At 61.6% G+C, this 15,663-nt stretch carries 14 protein-coding genes; 3 read left to right on the top strand and 11 right to left on the bottom strand.

Features of this window, described 5'->3' with window-relative positions:
- Nucleotides 1-2: 2 nt before the first annotated feature.
- Both J0X03_RS05370 and J0X03_RS05365 read right to left on the bottom strand, forming a co-directional pair.
- Nucleotides 3-2,369: a glycoside hydrolase family 31 protein gene (locus J0X03_RS05370; RefSeq protein WP_160204491.1), complete on the bottom strand. Its 2,367-nt coding sequence runs from the start codon at nt 2,367-2,369 to the stop codon at nt 3-5.
- Between the two features lie 11 nt (nt 2,370-2,380).
- Nucleotides 2,381-3,691 carry an MFS transporter gene (locus J0X03_RS05365; protein ID WP_101453852.1) on the bottom strand — a complete coding sequence of 437 codons (1,311 nt, stop codon included), beginning with the start codon at nt 3,689-3,691 and terminating at the stop codon, nt 2,381-2,383.
- 359 nt (nt 3,692-4,050) lie between these two features.
- Between J0X03_RS05365 and J0X03_RS05360 the strand changes: the two genes are divergently transcribed.
- The 3 genes from J0X03_RS05360 (at nt 4,051) to J0X03_RS05350 (ending at nt 6,550) form a co-directional block, all read left to right on the top strand.
- The gene (locus J0X03_RS05360; protein ID WP_033651630.1) at nt 4,051-5,121 is read left to right on the top strand and encodes a LacI family DNA-binding transcriptional regulator; all 1,071 of its coding nucleotides are present in this window, start codon (nt 4,051-4,053) and stop codon (nt 5,119-5,121) included.
- A gap of 62 nt (nt 5,122-5,183) precedes the next feature.
- Nucleotides 5,184-6,209, top strand: coding sequence for a M4 family metallopeptidase (locus J0X03_RS05355; protein ID WP_046687648.1), 1,026 nt, complete (start codon nt 5,184-5,186; stop codon nt 6,207-6,209).
- A complete protein-coding gene (locus tag J0X03_RS05350; protein ID WP_016929750.1) occupies nt 6,209-6,550 on the top strand; it encodes a protealysin inhibitor emfourin in 342 nt (113 codons plus the stop codon). Before J0X03_RS05355 ends, J0X03_RS05350 begins: the two co-directional genes overlap by 1 nt.
- A gap of 4 nt (nt 6,551-6,554) precedes the next feature.
- Here J0X03_RS05350 and J0X03_RS05345 read toward each other — a convergent pair whose 3' ends face one another.
- The 9 genes from J0X03_RS05345 to pilW all read right to left on the bottom strand — a co-directional run bounded on the left by J0X03_RS05345 (nt 6,555) and on the right by pilW (nt 15,591).
- A complete protein-coding gene (locus J0X03_RS05345; RefSeq protein WP_004941446.1) occupies nt 6,555-6,776 on the bottom strand; it encodes a zinc ribbon domain-containing protein in 222 nt (73 codons plus the stop codon).
- 13 nt (nt 6,777-6,789) lie between these two features.
- Nucleotides 6,790-7,746, bottom strand: a complete 957-nt coding sequence (locus tag J0X03_RS05340) for an AEC family transporter (protein ID WP_033651565.1) — start codon at nt 7,744-7,746, stop codon at nt 6,790-6,792.
- A gap of 99 nt (nt 7,747-7,845) precedes the next feature.
- Entirely contained in the window at nt 7,846-9,336 is a 1,491-nt protein-coding gene (gene der / locus J0X03_RS05335) for a ribosome biogenesis GTPase Der (RefSeq protein WP_004941442.1), read from the bottom strand.
- Between the two features lie 131 nt (nt 9,337-9,467).
- Nucleotides 9,468-10,649: an outer membrane protein assembly factor BamB gene (bamB, locus tag J0X03_RS05330; protein WP_046687651.1), complete on the bottom strand. Its 1,182-nt coding sequence runs from the start codon at nt 10,647-10,649 to the stop codon at nt 9,468-9,470.
- An 11-nt stretch (nt 10,650-10,660) separates the two neighbouring features.
- Nucleotides 10,661-11,281, bottom strand: a complete 621-nt coding sequence (locus J0X03_RS05325; RefSeq protein WP_033635592.1) for a YfgM family protein — start codon at nt 11,279-11,281, stop codon at nt 10,661-10,663.
- Between the two features lie 13 nt (nt 11,282-11,294).
- Complete coding sequence (hisS, locus tag J0X03_RS05320; RefSeq protein ID WP_025303909.1) at nt 11,295-12,569, bottom strand: histidine--tRNA ligase; 1,275 nt, start codon at nt 12,567-12,569, stop codon at nt 11,295-11,297.
- 139 nt (nt 12,570-12,708) lie between these two features.
- On the bottom strand, nt 12,709-13,830 hold the full coding sequence (gene ispG / locus J0X03_RS05315; RefSeq protein WP_016929756.1) for a flavodoxin-dependent (E)-4-hydroxy-3-methylbut-2-enyl-diphosphate synthase: 1,122 nt from the start codon (nt 13,828-13,830) through the stop codon (nt 12,709-12,711).
- 47 nt (nt 13,831-13,877) lie between these two features.
- Nucleotides 13,878-14,852: a cytoskeleton protein RodZ gene (gene rodZ / locus J0X03_RS05310; protein ID WP_033644090.1), complete on the bottom strand. Its 975-nt coding sequence runs from the start codon at nt 14,850-14,852 to the stop codon at nt 13,878-13,880.
- A complete protein-coding gene (gene pilW, locus J0X03_RS05305; RefSeq protein ID WP_033644344.1) occupies nt 14,842-15,591 on the bottom strand; it encodes a type IV pilus biogenesis/stability protein PilW in 750 nt (249 codons plus the stop codon). The genes rodZ and pilW overlap by 11 nt, the downstream gene beginning before the upstream one ends.
- Nucleotides 15,592-15,663 lie beyond the last annotated feature (72 nt).

Raw genomic sequence — 15,663 nt, 5'->3', positions numbered from 1 at the left:
CCCTACTCCAGCGTAAAACGCTCGCCCGGTTCACCGTTCACCCACAGCGCGCGCGTTTCGCCTTCCGGCAGGCTGAGCGTCAGCGTGCGCCAGGCCGGGCGGAAATGCCCTTCCGTCGTGATATCCAGCATGATGCGCTGATGGTCGCAGCGCATTTCCCAGCGCAGCCACAGCGCCTCGCCCTGCCGCCAGCCGTCGCTTTCGCCGTCGTCCTCAAACAGCAGCCCGCCGCTCGCCCCGCCGCCCTTGAGCGGAAACAGCCGCAGCTCGCGCCGATCGTCGGCGGCCACGTCCACATGCGCCAACCGCTGCGACAGCGGCAGCGCCGCCCCGGCGCGCACCAGCAGCGGCAGACGCTCCAACGGCGCCGCCAGCGTCACCGTCTGGCCGCCGCCGAACCACTGGCCGCTGTAGAAGCAGTACCAGCCTTCGCCGTTATCCGGCAGATACACCGAACGGCGACGTTGCCCCGGCTCCACCACGCTGGCCACCAGCAGATCGCGGCCAATCAGAAAATCGTCGTTTTCGCCAAAGGTGCGCGCATCCTGTTCGTGATCGAGAAAAGTCGGGCGCAGCATCGGCTCGTCGTCGGCGCAGGCCTGCCACAGCAGCGTGTAGAAATACGGCAGCAGCCGGTAACGCAGGTTGATCGCCTCGCGCACCGCCGGGGTGGCGGCCGGGTACATCCAGGGTTCGTTGACCGTGGCGTCGTCATTCCAGGAGTGGATGGTGAAACGCGGGTGCATCACGCCGTTTTGTACCCAGCGCACCAGCAGCTCCGCGTCCGGTTTGTCACCGGAGAAGCCACCGACGTCATGGCCGAGGTTATACAACCCGGACAGGCTCATGCCCAACCCCATGCGAATGTTGTAGCGCAGCGTCTGCCAGCTGGTGCGATTATCGCCGCTCCAGGTCTGCACGTAGCGCTGCATGCCGGCGCAGCCGGAGCGCGAGATCAGGTACGGCCGCCGCTGCGGCGCAAAGCGCAACTGGGCCTCCATCGAGGCGCGCATCATCAGCAGCGGCATCACCGGGCGGAGATGTTTGATGGCGATCGGCCGTCCAAAGCCGTGGCAGCGTGCTTCGCCGTCCCACACTTCGTACTCGTTGTTGTCGTTCCAGGTCGAATCGATGCCCATCTCCAGCAGCTGCTGTGTGACGCCCTGCTGCCACCATCGCACCGTCGCCGGATTGGTGAAGTCGAGGTGCGATCCTTCGTCGTCCCAGAAGCTGGAGCGTTCCGGCGCGTCGCTTTGCGAATCGCGGATAAACAGCCCCTGCGCCGCCACCTCTTGATACTGCGGATGATCCTGCAGCAGGCACGGCTTGATGTTGGCCGCCAGCTTGAGGCCGGCGTCGTGAAACGCCTGGCTGAGCAGCCTAGGCTGCGGCACCTTGTCATAGTTCCAGTTAAACACGTAGCGTTTGTTGTTGATCGAGGTGTAGCCCGACGACAGCTGGAAAGAGTCGCAGGGGATGGCATGTTGACGGCACAGCGCAATGAACTGTTGCAGCTGCTGCTGGGCGTCCGGCGCGTCGGTGTAGTGCATGGTCGAACCGCTGTAGCCCAGGCTCCACTTCGGCCCGAAGTGGGTGCGGCCGGTCAGGCGCACGAACGCCTTGGTGACATCCAAAACCTTCGGCCCGAGGAACAGGTAGTAATCCAGATCGCCCGCTTCGGCCTGATAGCGGCGGTAGGCCGTATGGTAGTTGTCGATCTCGTTGCCCAGATCCAGCCAGCAGCTGCTCAGGTTGTCGTAGAACAGGCCGAAGCTCGCCTCCGGCCCGCGGGTGATGGTAAACGGAATGTGCTTGTACAGCGGATCGGTGCTGGCGGCGTTGTAGCCCATCGCGTCCAGGTTGCGCATCTCGAAGCGGCGGCCGGTGCGTTCCAGATCGCCGGCCTTCTCCCCCAGGCCGTAATAGCGCTCATCGGCGAAACGCCGCTGGTAATGCGCCACGCCGTCGCCGTGCGCGTTGAGCAGGTAGGCGCTGGTCGGCCGATCCGCCGCCAGCGGCCGCCACTCGCCAGCGGCATTGCAATGCTCCCATTCCAACCACAGCGGCTGATGCACCGTCACGCGCAGCAGAGGCGTGCTGACCACCAGCCGACCGCTCTCCTGGCGCAGCTGATAGCCCGGCAGGCTGAAGCCGGCGACGCTGAGCCGTTCGCGCCCTTCCCAAGACACATCCTCCTGCGGCGCGATGCTCCAGGTGCGATCCAGCGCCAGCTCGCCGTTGCGCTTGATCAACACGCGGAACAAACCGTCTTCCAGCACGTACAGACAGAAACGGTGACGTTCATCGACCAGCAGCTCGACATGGTCGGCATGCTGCGCCGCCAGCGTCCAATTTTTCAAGGTTTTCATAAATATCCCACTTAGCTGTGTGAAGGGGTTTTCTTACCGCCGCGCTCGGCGATCAGGGCAATCAGGAACACAGCGCCGATCAGATCGAAGAAGCCCATCGCGATAAACAGCGGGTTGAAACCGAGGGTGTCGGATACCGCGCCGATCAGGAGCGTGAACAGGAAGCTGGCGATCCAGGCGCTGGAGCCGCGCATGCCGTTGACCGTCGCCATCTGGTTTTTATCGAACGACTCCACCACCAGCGCGCTGAGCATGCAGGAGATCACCTGGTGGCCGAAGCCGCCGATCGAGATCAGCGCGATCGCCACATAGGGATTTTGGGTGATCGCGACGAACGCCAGCGACACCATCAGGAAAGCGCCGGTCACCGAGCTGGCGACCACCGAGTTGACGCGGCTGCAGCCGAACCATTTGCGATACAGGGTGGTGAGATAGCCGCTGGCGACGCTGCCGATATCCGCCGCCAGGAACGGCAGCCAGGCGAACATCGCGATCTGCTTCAGATCCATGCCGCGTTCGGTGGCCAGGTACAGCGGCACCCAGAAACTGAAGACCGCCCAGGCCGGCTCGGCGAGAAAGGCCGGGATGGCGATGCCATAGAATTTCTTGTTCTTGCACAGGCTGGCCAGCGAAGTGAAGAACGGCAGCTTCGGCAGCACCGGCTCGTTGTCTTCACGGATCAGATCCAGCTCTTGTTGGCTGAGGTTCGGGTGCTGCTGGGGCGAGTGGTAGAACAGCCACCACAGCACTACCCAGATCAGCGCCAGCCCGCCCGAGAACAGGAACGCGCCCTGCCAGCCGAAGGAGACGTGGGCGATGACGATGATCGGCGGCGCCAGCATGGCGCCGATGGAGAAACCGACGCCCGCCCAGCCGGCGGCGATCGGACGCTCCTTCTTCGGGAACCAGTCGGAGATCGCCTTGGCGTTGGCCGGGGTGGCCGCCGCCTCCGCGCCCCCCATGAAGAAGCGCAAAATGGCCAGTTGCAGCCAGCTGCCGGCGCCGGCGTGCAGCATGCACACCACCGCCCAAATGCCCGCGCAGATCAGAAAGCCCATCTTCAGGCCGATGACGTCGATCAGCCAGCCGCAGATCGGCTGAAATACCGTATAGGCCAACTGGAACGACGCCACCACCCAGGCATATTGCTCGGTGCTCATGTTCAGGCTGGTTTTCAGTTCCGGCGCCAGAATGCCCAGCGAGTTGCGGGTAATGTAGTTGACCGTGACGCCCAACAAGAACAGCGCCAGCATCCACCAGCGTAGCGATTTGAACTTGCGCCGGCCGCTCTGCGCGACCGTCTGATTGATCTCCACACTCATCGGTTCTCTCCCCGCGGCCGCCCATGACAGCGACGCGCGCATTGGTAGGGTACATTGCGCTATCAAAAGGGGACGGTGAACACAGGCCAACGCCCGCATAACAGACAGGCAGTCCATCACAACCCCATGATTTATTTTTTGTTTTCTTCTTTGCACACCGTTAAAATTGGACTGACAAGTCGTTAAAATTGGTGTACCAATGCAGACTACTCAGCGATCACGCACAGCGAAACGGGGTTTTTTGCAAAGATTTTCACAGGCGGGTGAAAAAATAGTCATAATGGCCGCAGGATCCAGTCAAAGTGCTGAAAAGCCGCAGTGAAAATATTCTCATGGACGAATTTGAAGGAGATCACAAAATGAACGGGAAGCTGAAAATCCAGGAGATCGCCCGCCAAACCGGGCTGTCGATCAGCACCGTTTCCCGCGTGCTGGCGGGCAAGGCCAACACCAGCGCCGAAGCGCGCCGCAAGGTGCTGGAATGCGCGCAGCAAAACGGCATTCTACAGGGCATTTCCAGCGGCCGATTGATGTTGAACAATGTGATGGTGTTCGCGCCGCAGCGCGCGTTCGACGTGCGCACCGATATCTTCTACTACAAGGTCATTCAGGGCATCGCCGCCGCACTGATGCAGCACGAGGTGCGCATCCGTTACTGCGGCCTGGAAGAGCAGCACAGCGACGGCGCGCTGTTTCTGGAAAAAATGAGCGATCCGCACACCGAAGCGGCGCTGATCATCGGCATCGACGACGAACACATCCATACCCTGGCGGCCGATCTGCCCAAGCCCTGCGTGCTGATCAACTGCACCGATCGGCAGATGCGGCTGGACAGCGTCTCGCCGGATCATCAGCTGATCGGCGACTATTCCGCCAGCTATCTGTTCCAGCAGGGGCACAGCCATATCCTCAACCTGCAGTGTCTGCGCCGCCACACCATGGAGCTGCGGCTGGCGGGCATCCGGCAGGCCTACGCGCGGCATCATCTGCCGTTCGACGACGGCCGCCATCTGGTGACCACTTCCGGCTTCGGCAGCGAAGAGGCCGAACAGGCGCTGAGCACCTACCTGAACCGCGCCCCGCTGCCGACGGCGATCCTGGCCGGCGGCGACTACATGGCGGTCGGGGCGGTCAAGGCGCTCAACAAGCTGGGGCTGAGCGTACCGGGCGACGTATCGGTGATGAGCACCGATGGCTTCAACCTGGCGGAAATACACGACGTGCCGCTGACCTCGGTACAGGTGCCGCGTGATGAGCTGGGCTACGAGGCGATCCAGCTGCTGCAGCGGCGCATGCTGCGCGCCGACGCGCCGCCGTGCAACCTGCTGCTGCATGGCCGGTTGGCGGTACGCGCTTCGGTGCGGCGCATCAGTCCCCACAAGACCACCCCGGCGGTGAGCACGCATAACCACAGGCTTTATGACGAGTAGACTACACTTAGGCTCAGTGCATTCATTCGATGAGGTAAATTTTTTGCCTAAGGAGAGCCACTATGCCAGCCCAGCGCATGCGTTCCGTTATTCCTCCCTACATGCTGCGCCGCATTATTGAACACGGTAACGCCCCGCAGCGCGACTGCGCGCTGCACACCCTGAACCACGTGCAAAGCCTGCTCGGCAACAAGCCGCTGCGTTCACCGACCGAGAAAAACGCCCGAGCCGGCGAAGCGCTCCGCGATATCTACGACGCCCAGAACGGCACCCAACTGCCCGGCAAACAGGTGCGCAAGGAGGGGCAGCCCAGCAACCACGACGTGGCGGTGGACGAGGCCTACGACTATCTCGGCGTCACCTACGATTTCTTCTGGCAGGCCTACCGGCGCAATTCGCTGGATAATAAAGGGCTGCCGCTGGTCGGCAGCGTGCACTACGGCAAGGAGTACCAGAACGCTTTCTGGAACGGCCAGCAGATGGTGTTCGGAGACGGCGACGGCGAGATCTTCAACCGTTTCACCATCGCCATCGACGTGGTCGGCCATGAGCTGACGCACGGCGTGACCGAGAGCGAAGCCGGGCTGATCTACTACCAGCAGTCCGGCGCGCTCAACGAATCGCTGTCTGACGTGTTCGGTTCGTTGGTCAAGCAATTCCACCTGCAGCAAACCGCCGATAAAGCCGACTGGCTGATCGGCGCCGGTCTGCTCGCCAAGGGCATCAAAGGCAAAGGGCTGCGCTCGATGTCAGCGCCCGGCACCGCCTACGACGACCCGCTGCTGGGCAAAGACCCGCAGCCCGCCAGCATGAAGGATTACATCCAGACCAAGGAAGACAACGGCGGCGTGCACCTCAACTCCGGCATTCCCAACCGCGCGTTCTACCTGGCGGCAACCGCGCTGGGCGGCTTCGCCTGGGAAAAAGCCGGCTACGTCTGGTATGACACGGTGTGCGACAAAGCGCTGCCGCAAAACGCCGACTTCGCCACCTTCGCCCGCGCCACGGTGAAACACGCGCAGGCGCGTTTCGATCAAAGCGTGGCGGACAAGGTGCAGCAGGCTTGGCATCAGGTGGGGGTGGAGTAATGAAACCGCTGCCGACGCTCAATCAGGATACGGTCATTGAGCTGGCGCGCGAGGGAGGCTTCGCCTACATTCCCAAACTGGCGGGCCAGCGCCGCATTGCGCTGGCCGATATCACGCCGGAGCAACGGCAGCGCCTGAATCAGTTGCTGAATCAGACGCTGCCGTACGCCCAGGAAGAGGGCCAACCCAACTCCCCCGGCTGCGGCGACCAGCGCTACTACCGCGTACAGATCAACTACACCAGCCCCACCCTGAGCACCGAGATCGTGCTGTTAATCCCGGAAAGCAGCGCGCCGCAGGCGCTGGTGGATTTGTGGAAAACCGGCCAGGTGGATGAGTGAGGGCTTACAGCGGCTGATAGCTGAAATTCACCCGTTTTTTGGAGATCAGCCCGTGCCCGTTCTGGCACAGGTAATCCACCGCCCCGCAGGCCTTCAACTCTTGCAGCGGCTGCCCGCACTCCGGGCAGCTCGCCAGCTGCCGATAATCGCGCTGACAGGCGGCACAATGGTAGTGACCCGCTACCCAATTCATGGTCTGACGACAGTGCGGACAATGCGCATCCATAACAGCTCCCAGGTTAAATCGCGCCCCATGAGCGCAAGAAATAGATCCCCAACGCGGTGGTGAAGAACGACCCGACGGTGGTGATAGCGATAATGTTGGCCGCCAGCGTGGCGTTGCCGCCCATGGCGCGCGTCATCACATAGCTGCCCGAAGCGGTCGGCGTGGCGGAAAACAGGAAGATGATGCCCAACGCCGCCCCCTGAAACCCGCACAGCCAGCCGGCCAGCGTCATCAGGAACGGCACCAGAAACAGCTTGGCCGCCGACGACAGCGCCGCCACGTTGGACGAGCGGAACATGGCGCGGAAATCCAGGCTGGCGCCGGTGCACAGCAGCGCCAACGGCAGCGACAGCGCGGAGATATAGCTGCCGGTTTGGCGGATCACGGTCGGGATACCCAGCCCGGTTTGCGCATACAGCAGCCCGCACACCAGGCCGATGATCAGCGGATTGGTGACAATGCTGCGCAGCAGCGACAGGTGGCTGATTTTCTTGCCCTGCCCGCCCTGCAGGCTGCGCGTGAGGGTGATGACCGACAGTATGTTGAACAGGATCACGGTCACCGTCAGGTACAGCGAGGCGAGCGCAATGCCTTCGCTGCCGTAGGCGGTCATGGCGTAGGCCAGACCGACGATGGCGGTGTTGGCGCGAAACCCGCCCTGCACGAACACCCCGCGCTCACGCGGTTCTTTCACCACCCACCTGGCCGCCAGCTCCAGCAGCAGGAAGGTCGCCAGCGTGCCGACCGCGCCGAACAGCACCAGCGGCAGATTGCCGAGCAGCTGCGGATGGTTGGTAGCGATGCTGAAAAACAGCAGGCACGGCAGCGCCAGATTGAACACCAGGCGGGTCGCGCCGTCGACGAAGCGGTCATCCATCAGGCGCCAATGGCGCAACAGGATCCCCAGCAGCATCATCAGCAGATTGGGCACGGTGACGTCGAACGCAAAACTCCAGGTTTCCCAGGACATGGTGTTCCTTCAGACAGGCGAGGTAATCTTCAGATAATAAAACGATTTCGGGCCAATAAAAAAGGGGCGCGGCATCACTGCCGCGCCCCTCATGAGCGATTACTTGCTCTTTTTCAGGTGGCTCATCAGGCGTTTGCGCTTACGCATCTGGGTCGGCGTCAGCAGGTTGCGTTTGCCGGCGAACGGGTTGTCGCCCTCTTTGAACTGGATGCGGATCGGCGTCCCCATCACGTTCAGCGAGCGACGGAAGTAGTTCATCAGGTAGCGCTTGTACGAATCGGCCAGATCGCTGACCTGGTTGCCGTGGATCACCACGATCGGCGGGTTGTAACCGCCGGCGTGGGCGTATTTCAGCTTCACGCGGCGGCCGCGCACCAACGGCGGCTGGTGATCGTCAACCGCCATCTGCATGATTTTGGTCAGCATCGAGGTGTTTACGCGACGGGTTGCGCACTCGTAGGCTTCCTGTACCGATTCGAACAGGTTGCCGACGCCGCTGCCGTGCAGGGCGGAAATAAAGTGCACGCGCGCGAAGTCGACGAAGCCCAGACGCAGATCGAGCATCTCTTTCACGTGCTCGCGATCTTCTTCGCTCATGCCGTCCCACTTGTTGACCGCAATCACCAGTGAGCGCCCACTATTGAGGATAAAGCCGAGCAGCGAGAGGTCCTGATCGGAGATGCCTTCACGCGCGTCAATCACCAGCAGCACCACGTTGGCGTCTTCAATCGCCTGCAGGGTCTTGATCACCGAGAATTTCTCGACGGTTTCGGTCACCTTGCCGCGTTTGCGCACCCCGGCGGTGTCGATCAGCACGTATTCGCGTTCGTCACGCACCATCGGAATGTAGATGCTGTCGCGGGTAGTGCCCGGCATGTCGTACACCACCACGCGCTCCTCGCCGAGGATACGGTTAGTGAGCGTAGACTTACCTACGTTCGGGCGGCCGACGATCGCCAGTTTGATCGGCAGATCCTGCGGATTGAACGCTTCTTCCGGCTCTTCGTCTTCTTCGCCTTCCAGCGTTTCGCCGTTTTGCTCGGCCCAGTAAGCGGCGTTGGCCTCTTCCTCGGTCAGCTCGACGTCTTCCGGTTTTTCCGGCACGAACGGCACCAGCACGTGTTCAATCAGCTGGGTCACGCCGCGGCCGTGAGAAGCGGCGATAGCGAACACTTCACCCAGACCGAGCGAGTAGAAATCGGCGGTGGCGGTGTCCGGATCCAGACCGTCGGTCTTGTTGGCCACCAGGAATGTCGCCTTCTGGCGGCTGCGCAGGTGCTGGGCGATGCCCTGATCCGCCGGCATCAGGCCGGCGCGGGCGTCGACCATGAACAGCACGATGTCCGCTTCTTCGATCGCCAGCAGCGACTGACCGGCCATGCGCGTTTCGACGCCGTCTTCGGTGCCGTCGATGCCGCCGGTATCGACGATGATAAATTCATTGCCTTCGATTTCAGCACGACCATACTTGCGGTCACGCGTCAGCCCCGGGAAATCCGCCACCAGCGCATCGCGCGTATGGGTTAAACGGTTGAACAAGGTGGATTTACCCACATTCGGGCGCCCGACCAGCGCGACGACAGGTATCATTGTTGAAGCCTCATTACTTAATAATCAATGCGTTACTGCACTGTGGATAGACACCAGCGGTGCAGCTTATAAAAATACGAAACGGCCCCTGAACATTCAGGAGCCGTTTGCAAGCCTTGCGACGAGCGGCGTTAGCGGGTGAAAGCGTAAACTTTCCCGCCGCGAGCCTGGATGACCAGCTTGTCGCCGGCCACCATCGGCGCAGACAGGAAGCCGGAGCTGTCCACTTCCTGCTGGGCGACAAAACGGCCATCGGTGGTGTTGACCCAGTGCAGATAGCCTTCGGCGTCACCGGTCACCAGATAACCATTATACATCACCGGCGGCGTCAGGTTGCGGTGCAGCAGATCGCTTTGCGTCCACACGGTCACGCCGCCTTCGGTGCTGAGCGCCACCACGCGATCGTTCTGGTCGATCAGGTAGATGCGGCCCGCGTCGACGATGAAATCATTCACCGAACCCAGCTCGCGTTTCCAGATGATCTGACCGGAACGCAGATCCAGCGCCGTCAGGTTGCCGTTGTAACCCAGCGCGTAGACCACGCCGTCAACGATCACCGGCGTGGTGTCCACGTCGTTCAGGCGATCGATTTCGGTCGCGCCGCTCGGCTGAGAAATGCGCTGTTGCCAGATCAGTTGGCCCTGCTGCATCAGCACGGCGCTGACGCGGCCGTTGTCACCGCCGACGATGGCGGCGCCAAAGGCGACGGCTGGCGCGGATTCACCGCGCAGCGACAGCGAAGGCATATCCAGGTTAACCGTCCACTTCACCGCGCCGTCGGCTTCGTTCAGCGCCTGCAGCATGCCGTTGGAAGTATGCACCAACACCATGCCGTCGCTGACAACCGGACGGGAGATCGCTTCGCCGGCCACTTTGGTCTGCCAGGCGATGGCGCCGTCGGCGGTGTTCAATGCGTAAACCACCGCTTTTTCGCTGCCGACGTAAACCTTGTCACCCGCAACCGTCAGGCCGCCCGACAGCAGCGCAGACAGGTTGCTGGAGAAGAAGCCGGTCTTCTCGGAAAGATTGACCTTCCACTTCTCGTTGCCGCTGTCGGCATCCATCGCTTTCACGATGCCGAAGCGATCGGCGGCGTAAATGGTGCTGTCCTGATAGGCCGGACGCAGGTGGGAGTAATACTCACCGATACCGTCGCCCACCGAGGTGCTCCACGCCTTGTTCGGCGTAAACTGATTTTCAACTTTCGGCAACGGCGACATGGTAACCACGTCTTCTTCGCTGTTAAACAGCGAGCAACCACTCAGCAAGGCAGCGGAAACCAGTCCGACCAAGAGTGTTTTACGCAATTGCATGGGAATTCCCCTTAGCTGGACAAGTTATTCAATTTCATGCGCAGCAGAACCTGCAGCGCTTGAGAAGCGTTGGACTCAATGCCTTTGCTGTAAGCTTCGCGCGCGCCCTTGGCGTCGCCCTTCGCCAGCAGCACATCGCCGCGCACATCCTGCATCATCGCCGCCCAGCCTTCGCCTTTCACGCCATCCAGCGTTTTCAGCGCTTCATCCAGCTTTTTCTCCTGCAGCTGGACGCGCGCCAGACGCAGGTCGATCATCGCCAACAGGTTGTCGTCTTTGGTCTGGCCCTGCGCCAGCGCCAATTGTTGTTCCGCCTTGGCGAAATCATTCTGTTCGACAAAGTGCTTGGCCAACTGCAGCGCGGCCAGTACGCCGTAGCTGTTGCCGTTGGCCTGGACAAATTTCTCTGCGGCAGCCACGTCATCCGGCTTGCCGGCCGCCAGACGATCGCTGGCTTCCTGATAGGATTGCGATGCCGCCATCATGTTGGAGTTTTCATGGCTCTGCCAGTAACGCCAGCCAACCAGGGCACCAATTCCGAGCACCACGCCCACCGCCAGCGCTTTGCCGTTCTCGGCAAAGAACCGACGCAGTGCGTCGACTTGTTCGTTTTCAGTGGTATAGACTTCCACGGTGTCCTTCTCCTTAACCTAACATCAAAGCCAGACGCGCAGCGACTTCGCTTTGCGCCAGCGTTTCTTGTTCACCACTGCGCAGGTCTTTCACCACCACCTGCTGCGCCGCCACTTCGCTCTCGCCCAGGATCAGCGCGATGCGCGCGCCCCATTTGTCCGCACGGGTGATCTGCTTCTTGAAGTTGCCGCCGCCGTAATTGGTCATCAGCTTCAGCTGCGGCGCCGCGTCGCGCACCTGTTCAGCCAGCTGCATCGCCGCGCTCTGGGTGCCCGCGCCGGAAGAGATGACGTACACGTCGATAGCCGACGGCGCCTTGAATTCCGGGTTGACCGCCTGCACCAGCAGCACCAGGCGCTCCAGGCCCATGGCGAAACCGACCGCCGGGGTGGCGCGGCCGCCCAACTGCTCGACCAGACCGTCGTAACGGCCGCCCGCGCAGACGGTGCCCTGCGCGCCCAGGCTGGTGGTCACCCACTCAAACACGGTGCGGTTGTAGTAATCCAGACCGCGCACCAGGCGCTCGTTAACGGTATATGGGATACCTGCCTGCGCCAAAAGTTCACACAGACCGGCGAAGTGAGCACGGGATTCTTCATCCAGGTACTCGGACAGGCGCGGCGCGTCGTTCAGCAGCGCCTGCACCTCAGGATTCTTGGAGTCCAGCACGCGCAGCGGGTTGCTGTACATGCGGCGTTTGCAGTCTTCGTCCAGCACCTCGACGTGCTGCTCCAGGAACGCCACCAGCGCATCGCGGTAGTTGGCGCGCGCCTCCAGCGAACCGATGGAGTTCAGCTCCAGCTTGACGTGCTCGGCGATGCCCAGCGCTTTCCACCAGCGGGCGGTCAGCAGGATCAGCTCGGCGTCGATATCCGGGCCTTGCAGGCCGAACACTTCCGCGCCCAGCTGATGGAACTGGCGATAGCGGCCCTTTTGCGGGCGCTCGTAGCGGAACATCGGGCCGATGTACCACAGACGCTGTTCCTGATTGTACAGCAGACCATGTTCGATGCCGGCGCGCACGCAGCCGGCCGTCCCTTCCGGACGCAGCGTCAGGCTTTCGCCGTTGCGGTCTTCGAAGGTATACATCTCTTTTTCCACGACGTCGGTCACTTCGCCGATCGCGCGTTTGAATAACGGGGTCTGCTCTACAATCGGCAACCGGATTTCGCTGTAACCGTAGCCGCCCAGCACCTGCTTGAGGGTGCCTTCAATACGCTGCCATAATGCCGTTTCTTCCGGCAGGTAGTCGTTCATGCCGCGGATGGCTTGAATGTTCTTTGCCACGTGAGTTCTCTGTCCGTTGTCTGTAAAAATGAACCTGATTATAGGGACTTTGCCGCCCGGTATTCAACGCGGATGCGGTTTTCCGCCCTTCAGGTGCATAAACAAGCGGGCCAACAGGCCCGCCGTGTAGCGATAACGCTTATTTTTCCAGCAGATTGACCGTGATACGGTTGCTTTCGTCCATCATCGCGGCCTTGGCGCGAATCTTCGCTTCCAGCTGGTCGATCATCTGTTCGTTGTCGAAACGCTCTTTCTGGCGCACGCCGTCTTCGTAGAAGCCGCTCTTCTTGTGGCCGCCGGTCACGCCCATGGTGGACACCAGCGCTTCGCCCGGGCCGTTCACCACGCAACCGATGATCGAGACGTCCATCGGCGTGATGATGTCTTCCAGGCGCTGCTCCAGCGCGTTCACCGTGCCGATCACGTCGAACTCCTGACGCGAACAGGTCGGGCAGGCGATGAAGTTGATGCCGCGCGCGCGGATGCGCAGCGACTTCAGAATGTCGAAACCGACCTTCACCTCTTCGACCGGATCCGCCGCCAGCGAGATGCGCAGGGTATCGCCGATGCCTTCAGACAGCAGCATGCCCAGGCCGATGGCCGATTTGACCGACCCGCTGCGCGCGCCGCCAGCTTCGGTGATGCCCAGATGCAGCGGCTGATCAATGCGCGACGCCAGCAGACGGTAGGATTGCACCGCCAGGAACACGTCCGATGCCTTGACGCTGACCTTGAACTGGTCGAAGTTGAGGCGATCGAGGATATCCACGTGGCGCATGGCGGATTCCAGCAGCGCTTCCGGCGTAGGTTCGCCGTACTTTTCCTGCAGATCTTTCTCCAGCGAACCGCCGTTGACGCCGATGCGAATCGGGATGTTCTTGTCGCGGGCGCAGTCCACCACCGAGCGAATGCGCGATTCGTTGCCGATGTTGCCCGGGTTGATGCGCAGGCAGTCCACGCCGTATTCGGCAACCTGCAGCGCGATGCGATAATCGAAGTGGATATCGGCGACCAGCGGCACGTTGACCTGCTGCTTGATCAGCTTGAACGCCTCGGCGGCGTCCATGGTAGGAACCGAAACGCGGACGATGTCGACGCCCACGCGCTCCAGCGCTTTAATCTGATTAACCGTTGCTTCAACATCGGTGGTACGGGTGTTGGTCATCGACTGCACGGCAATCGGCGCGCCATCACCAATAGGCACCTTGCCGACGTAAATGCGTGTAGATTTTCGACGGTTGATGGGCGCTTGGTTATGCATTACTTACTCTCCATTGCTGCTCTGACATCACGACCGGGGCCGCGCGATTACTGCGCGGCGACGGTCAGGCGAGCAACACGGTTTGACTTAACGAACCGGCTCAAATCAACCGGTTTACCCTGATACTGGATCTGTACTGCCGCCGGCGCGCCGATGGTCAGTTTGTACGGCGCAGTGCCGGTCAGGTTCAGCTTGCCGCCCTGCTTCTGGGTGCCGCTGAACAGCGTTTTACCGCTCGCGTCGGTCACCTGCAGCCAGCAGTCGGCGGAGAAATCCATCACCAGCGCGTTCGGATCGGCCGCCGGCGCAGCCACGCCCGCATCGGCGGTCGGCAGCGGCGATTGCGCCGCCGGCGCGGTTTCCGGCAGGGTGGTCTGGCTTGGCGACACCACGGCAGGCTGTTGCTGAGCCGCGCCCGGCGTCTGGGCGGTCGCCGCCGGCGCCTGAGCCGCTGCGCCGGTATCGGCCGGCGCGGCGCTGTTGTCGGTCAACGGCACGTTGGTGCCGGCGTCGGCGTTGCCGTCCGTCAGCGGCACGGACTGCCCTTCGTTATTCTGTGAAAGCTGCGCGGAGGATTGATCGGCCATGGTGGCGATCTCTTCCTGCTGCGCCTTGTGGTTTTGCCACCACCAGGCGCCGGTCAGGCCAATCACCACGAACACGATAAGCCAGGTGAAGCTCATCAGCCAGCCGTCGCGTTTCTTGCGGCGCTTGCCCAGCGAGAAGCTTTGCATCGGCGCCACTTTCGCCATCTTCAACGGCGCCTGCTTGGCCAGCATCGGCAGCAGTTCGTCTTCCGGCAAATGCACCAGCTTGGCGTAGGAACGAATGTAGCCGCGCACGAAGGTGGACGCGAGGTCAGCGGACACGCTGTCTTCCTCGATATCGCGCACGGTGGACATTTTGAGACACAGGCGTTCTGCAACGGCCTGTTGGCTCAGCCCGAGTTGCTCACGGGCCTGACGCAGGCGCTGGCCCGTCGTCATGGATACGGTTTTATCTTGGGAGGCTTCAGTATTCATTAGCTAAGAACTGCTGGTACTGTTTGGATTGTGGAAAACTTCGCGCTAACTGCTTGCCATAGCGTTGAACGCTATCCTGACGGCCGGCTAACGCGGCGAAACGAATCTGTAACCATAAGCTGCTGGCGCTAGCCGGCAGAACATGCTGATAAACATCCAATAAAAGTTGCGACTGGGCGCGCTTCCCTTCTCCAAATTGCTTTTCGGCCTCCGCCAACAGCGGAGCGCCTTTGTCCGGATCGACTTTCAGCGCGCGGCTCAACAGCGTGCGCGCTTCATCGTTTTGTCCGGCCTTGAGAAAACAGTAACCTGCGTTTTCCAGGCTGTCAGCGACCTGACCATAATCGGGCGCCAGCGCCGCAGCGCTAAACTGCTGTTGCGCCGGTACATACTGCCCTAAACTGCAAAGAAACGCACCGTAATTATTCAGTACGGTGCCATTGCCCGGCGCAAGTTTGAGCGCTTGCCGATAACGCTGTTCGGCCGCGGCGTTTTCACCGATCCGCTGCGCGTAGAGCGCCATGCCCAACTGCGTGCGGTAATCCTGCGGGGCCGCGTCCAGCGCCTTTTCCAGGTTCTGGCGCGCGGCGTCCATGTCACCTTGCTGCAGGTACTCCAGCCCCAGCTGCAACCGCGTCTGGCCCGCCTCAGCGACCTGTGCTTCCTTTTCCGGCGATGAGCCGGAACACCCGGCCAACAACCCGACCGCCAGCCACACACCCCACAGTTTCAGCTTCATGCCCGCATTCATTTCCTTATCGGCCGTCAGCTAACGCCCATTAGCGTCAACATCTCGCATAACAGGCTGTTA

Origin of the sequence: Serratia ureilytica (genome assembly GCF_017309605.1) — a bacterium.
GTDB classification, from domain to species: domain Bacteria; phylum Pseudomonadota; class Gammaproteobacteria; order Enterobacterales; family Enterobacteriaceae; genus Serratia; species Serratia ureilytica.
This window is presented reverse-complemented; position numbering and strand designations above follow the sequence as displayed.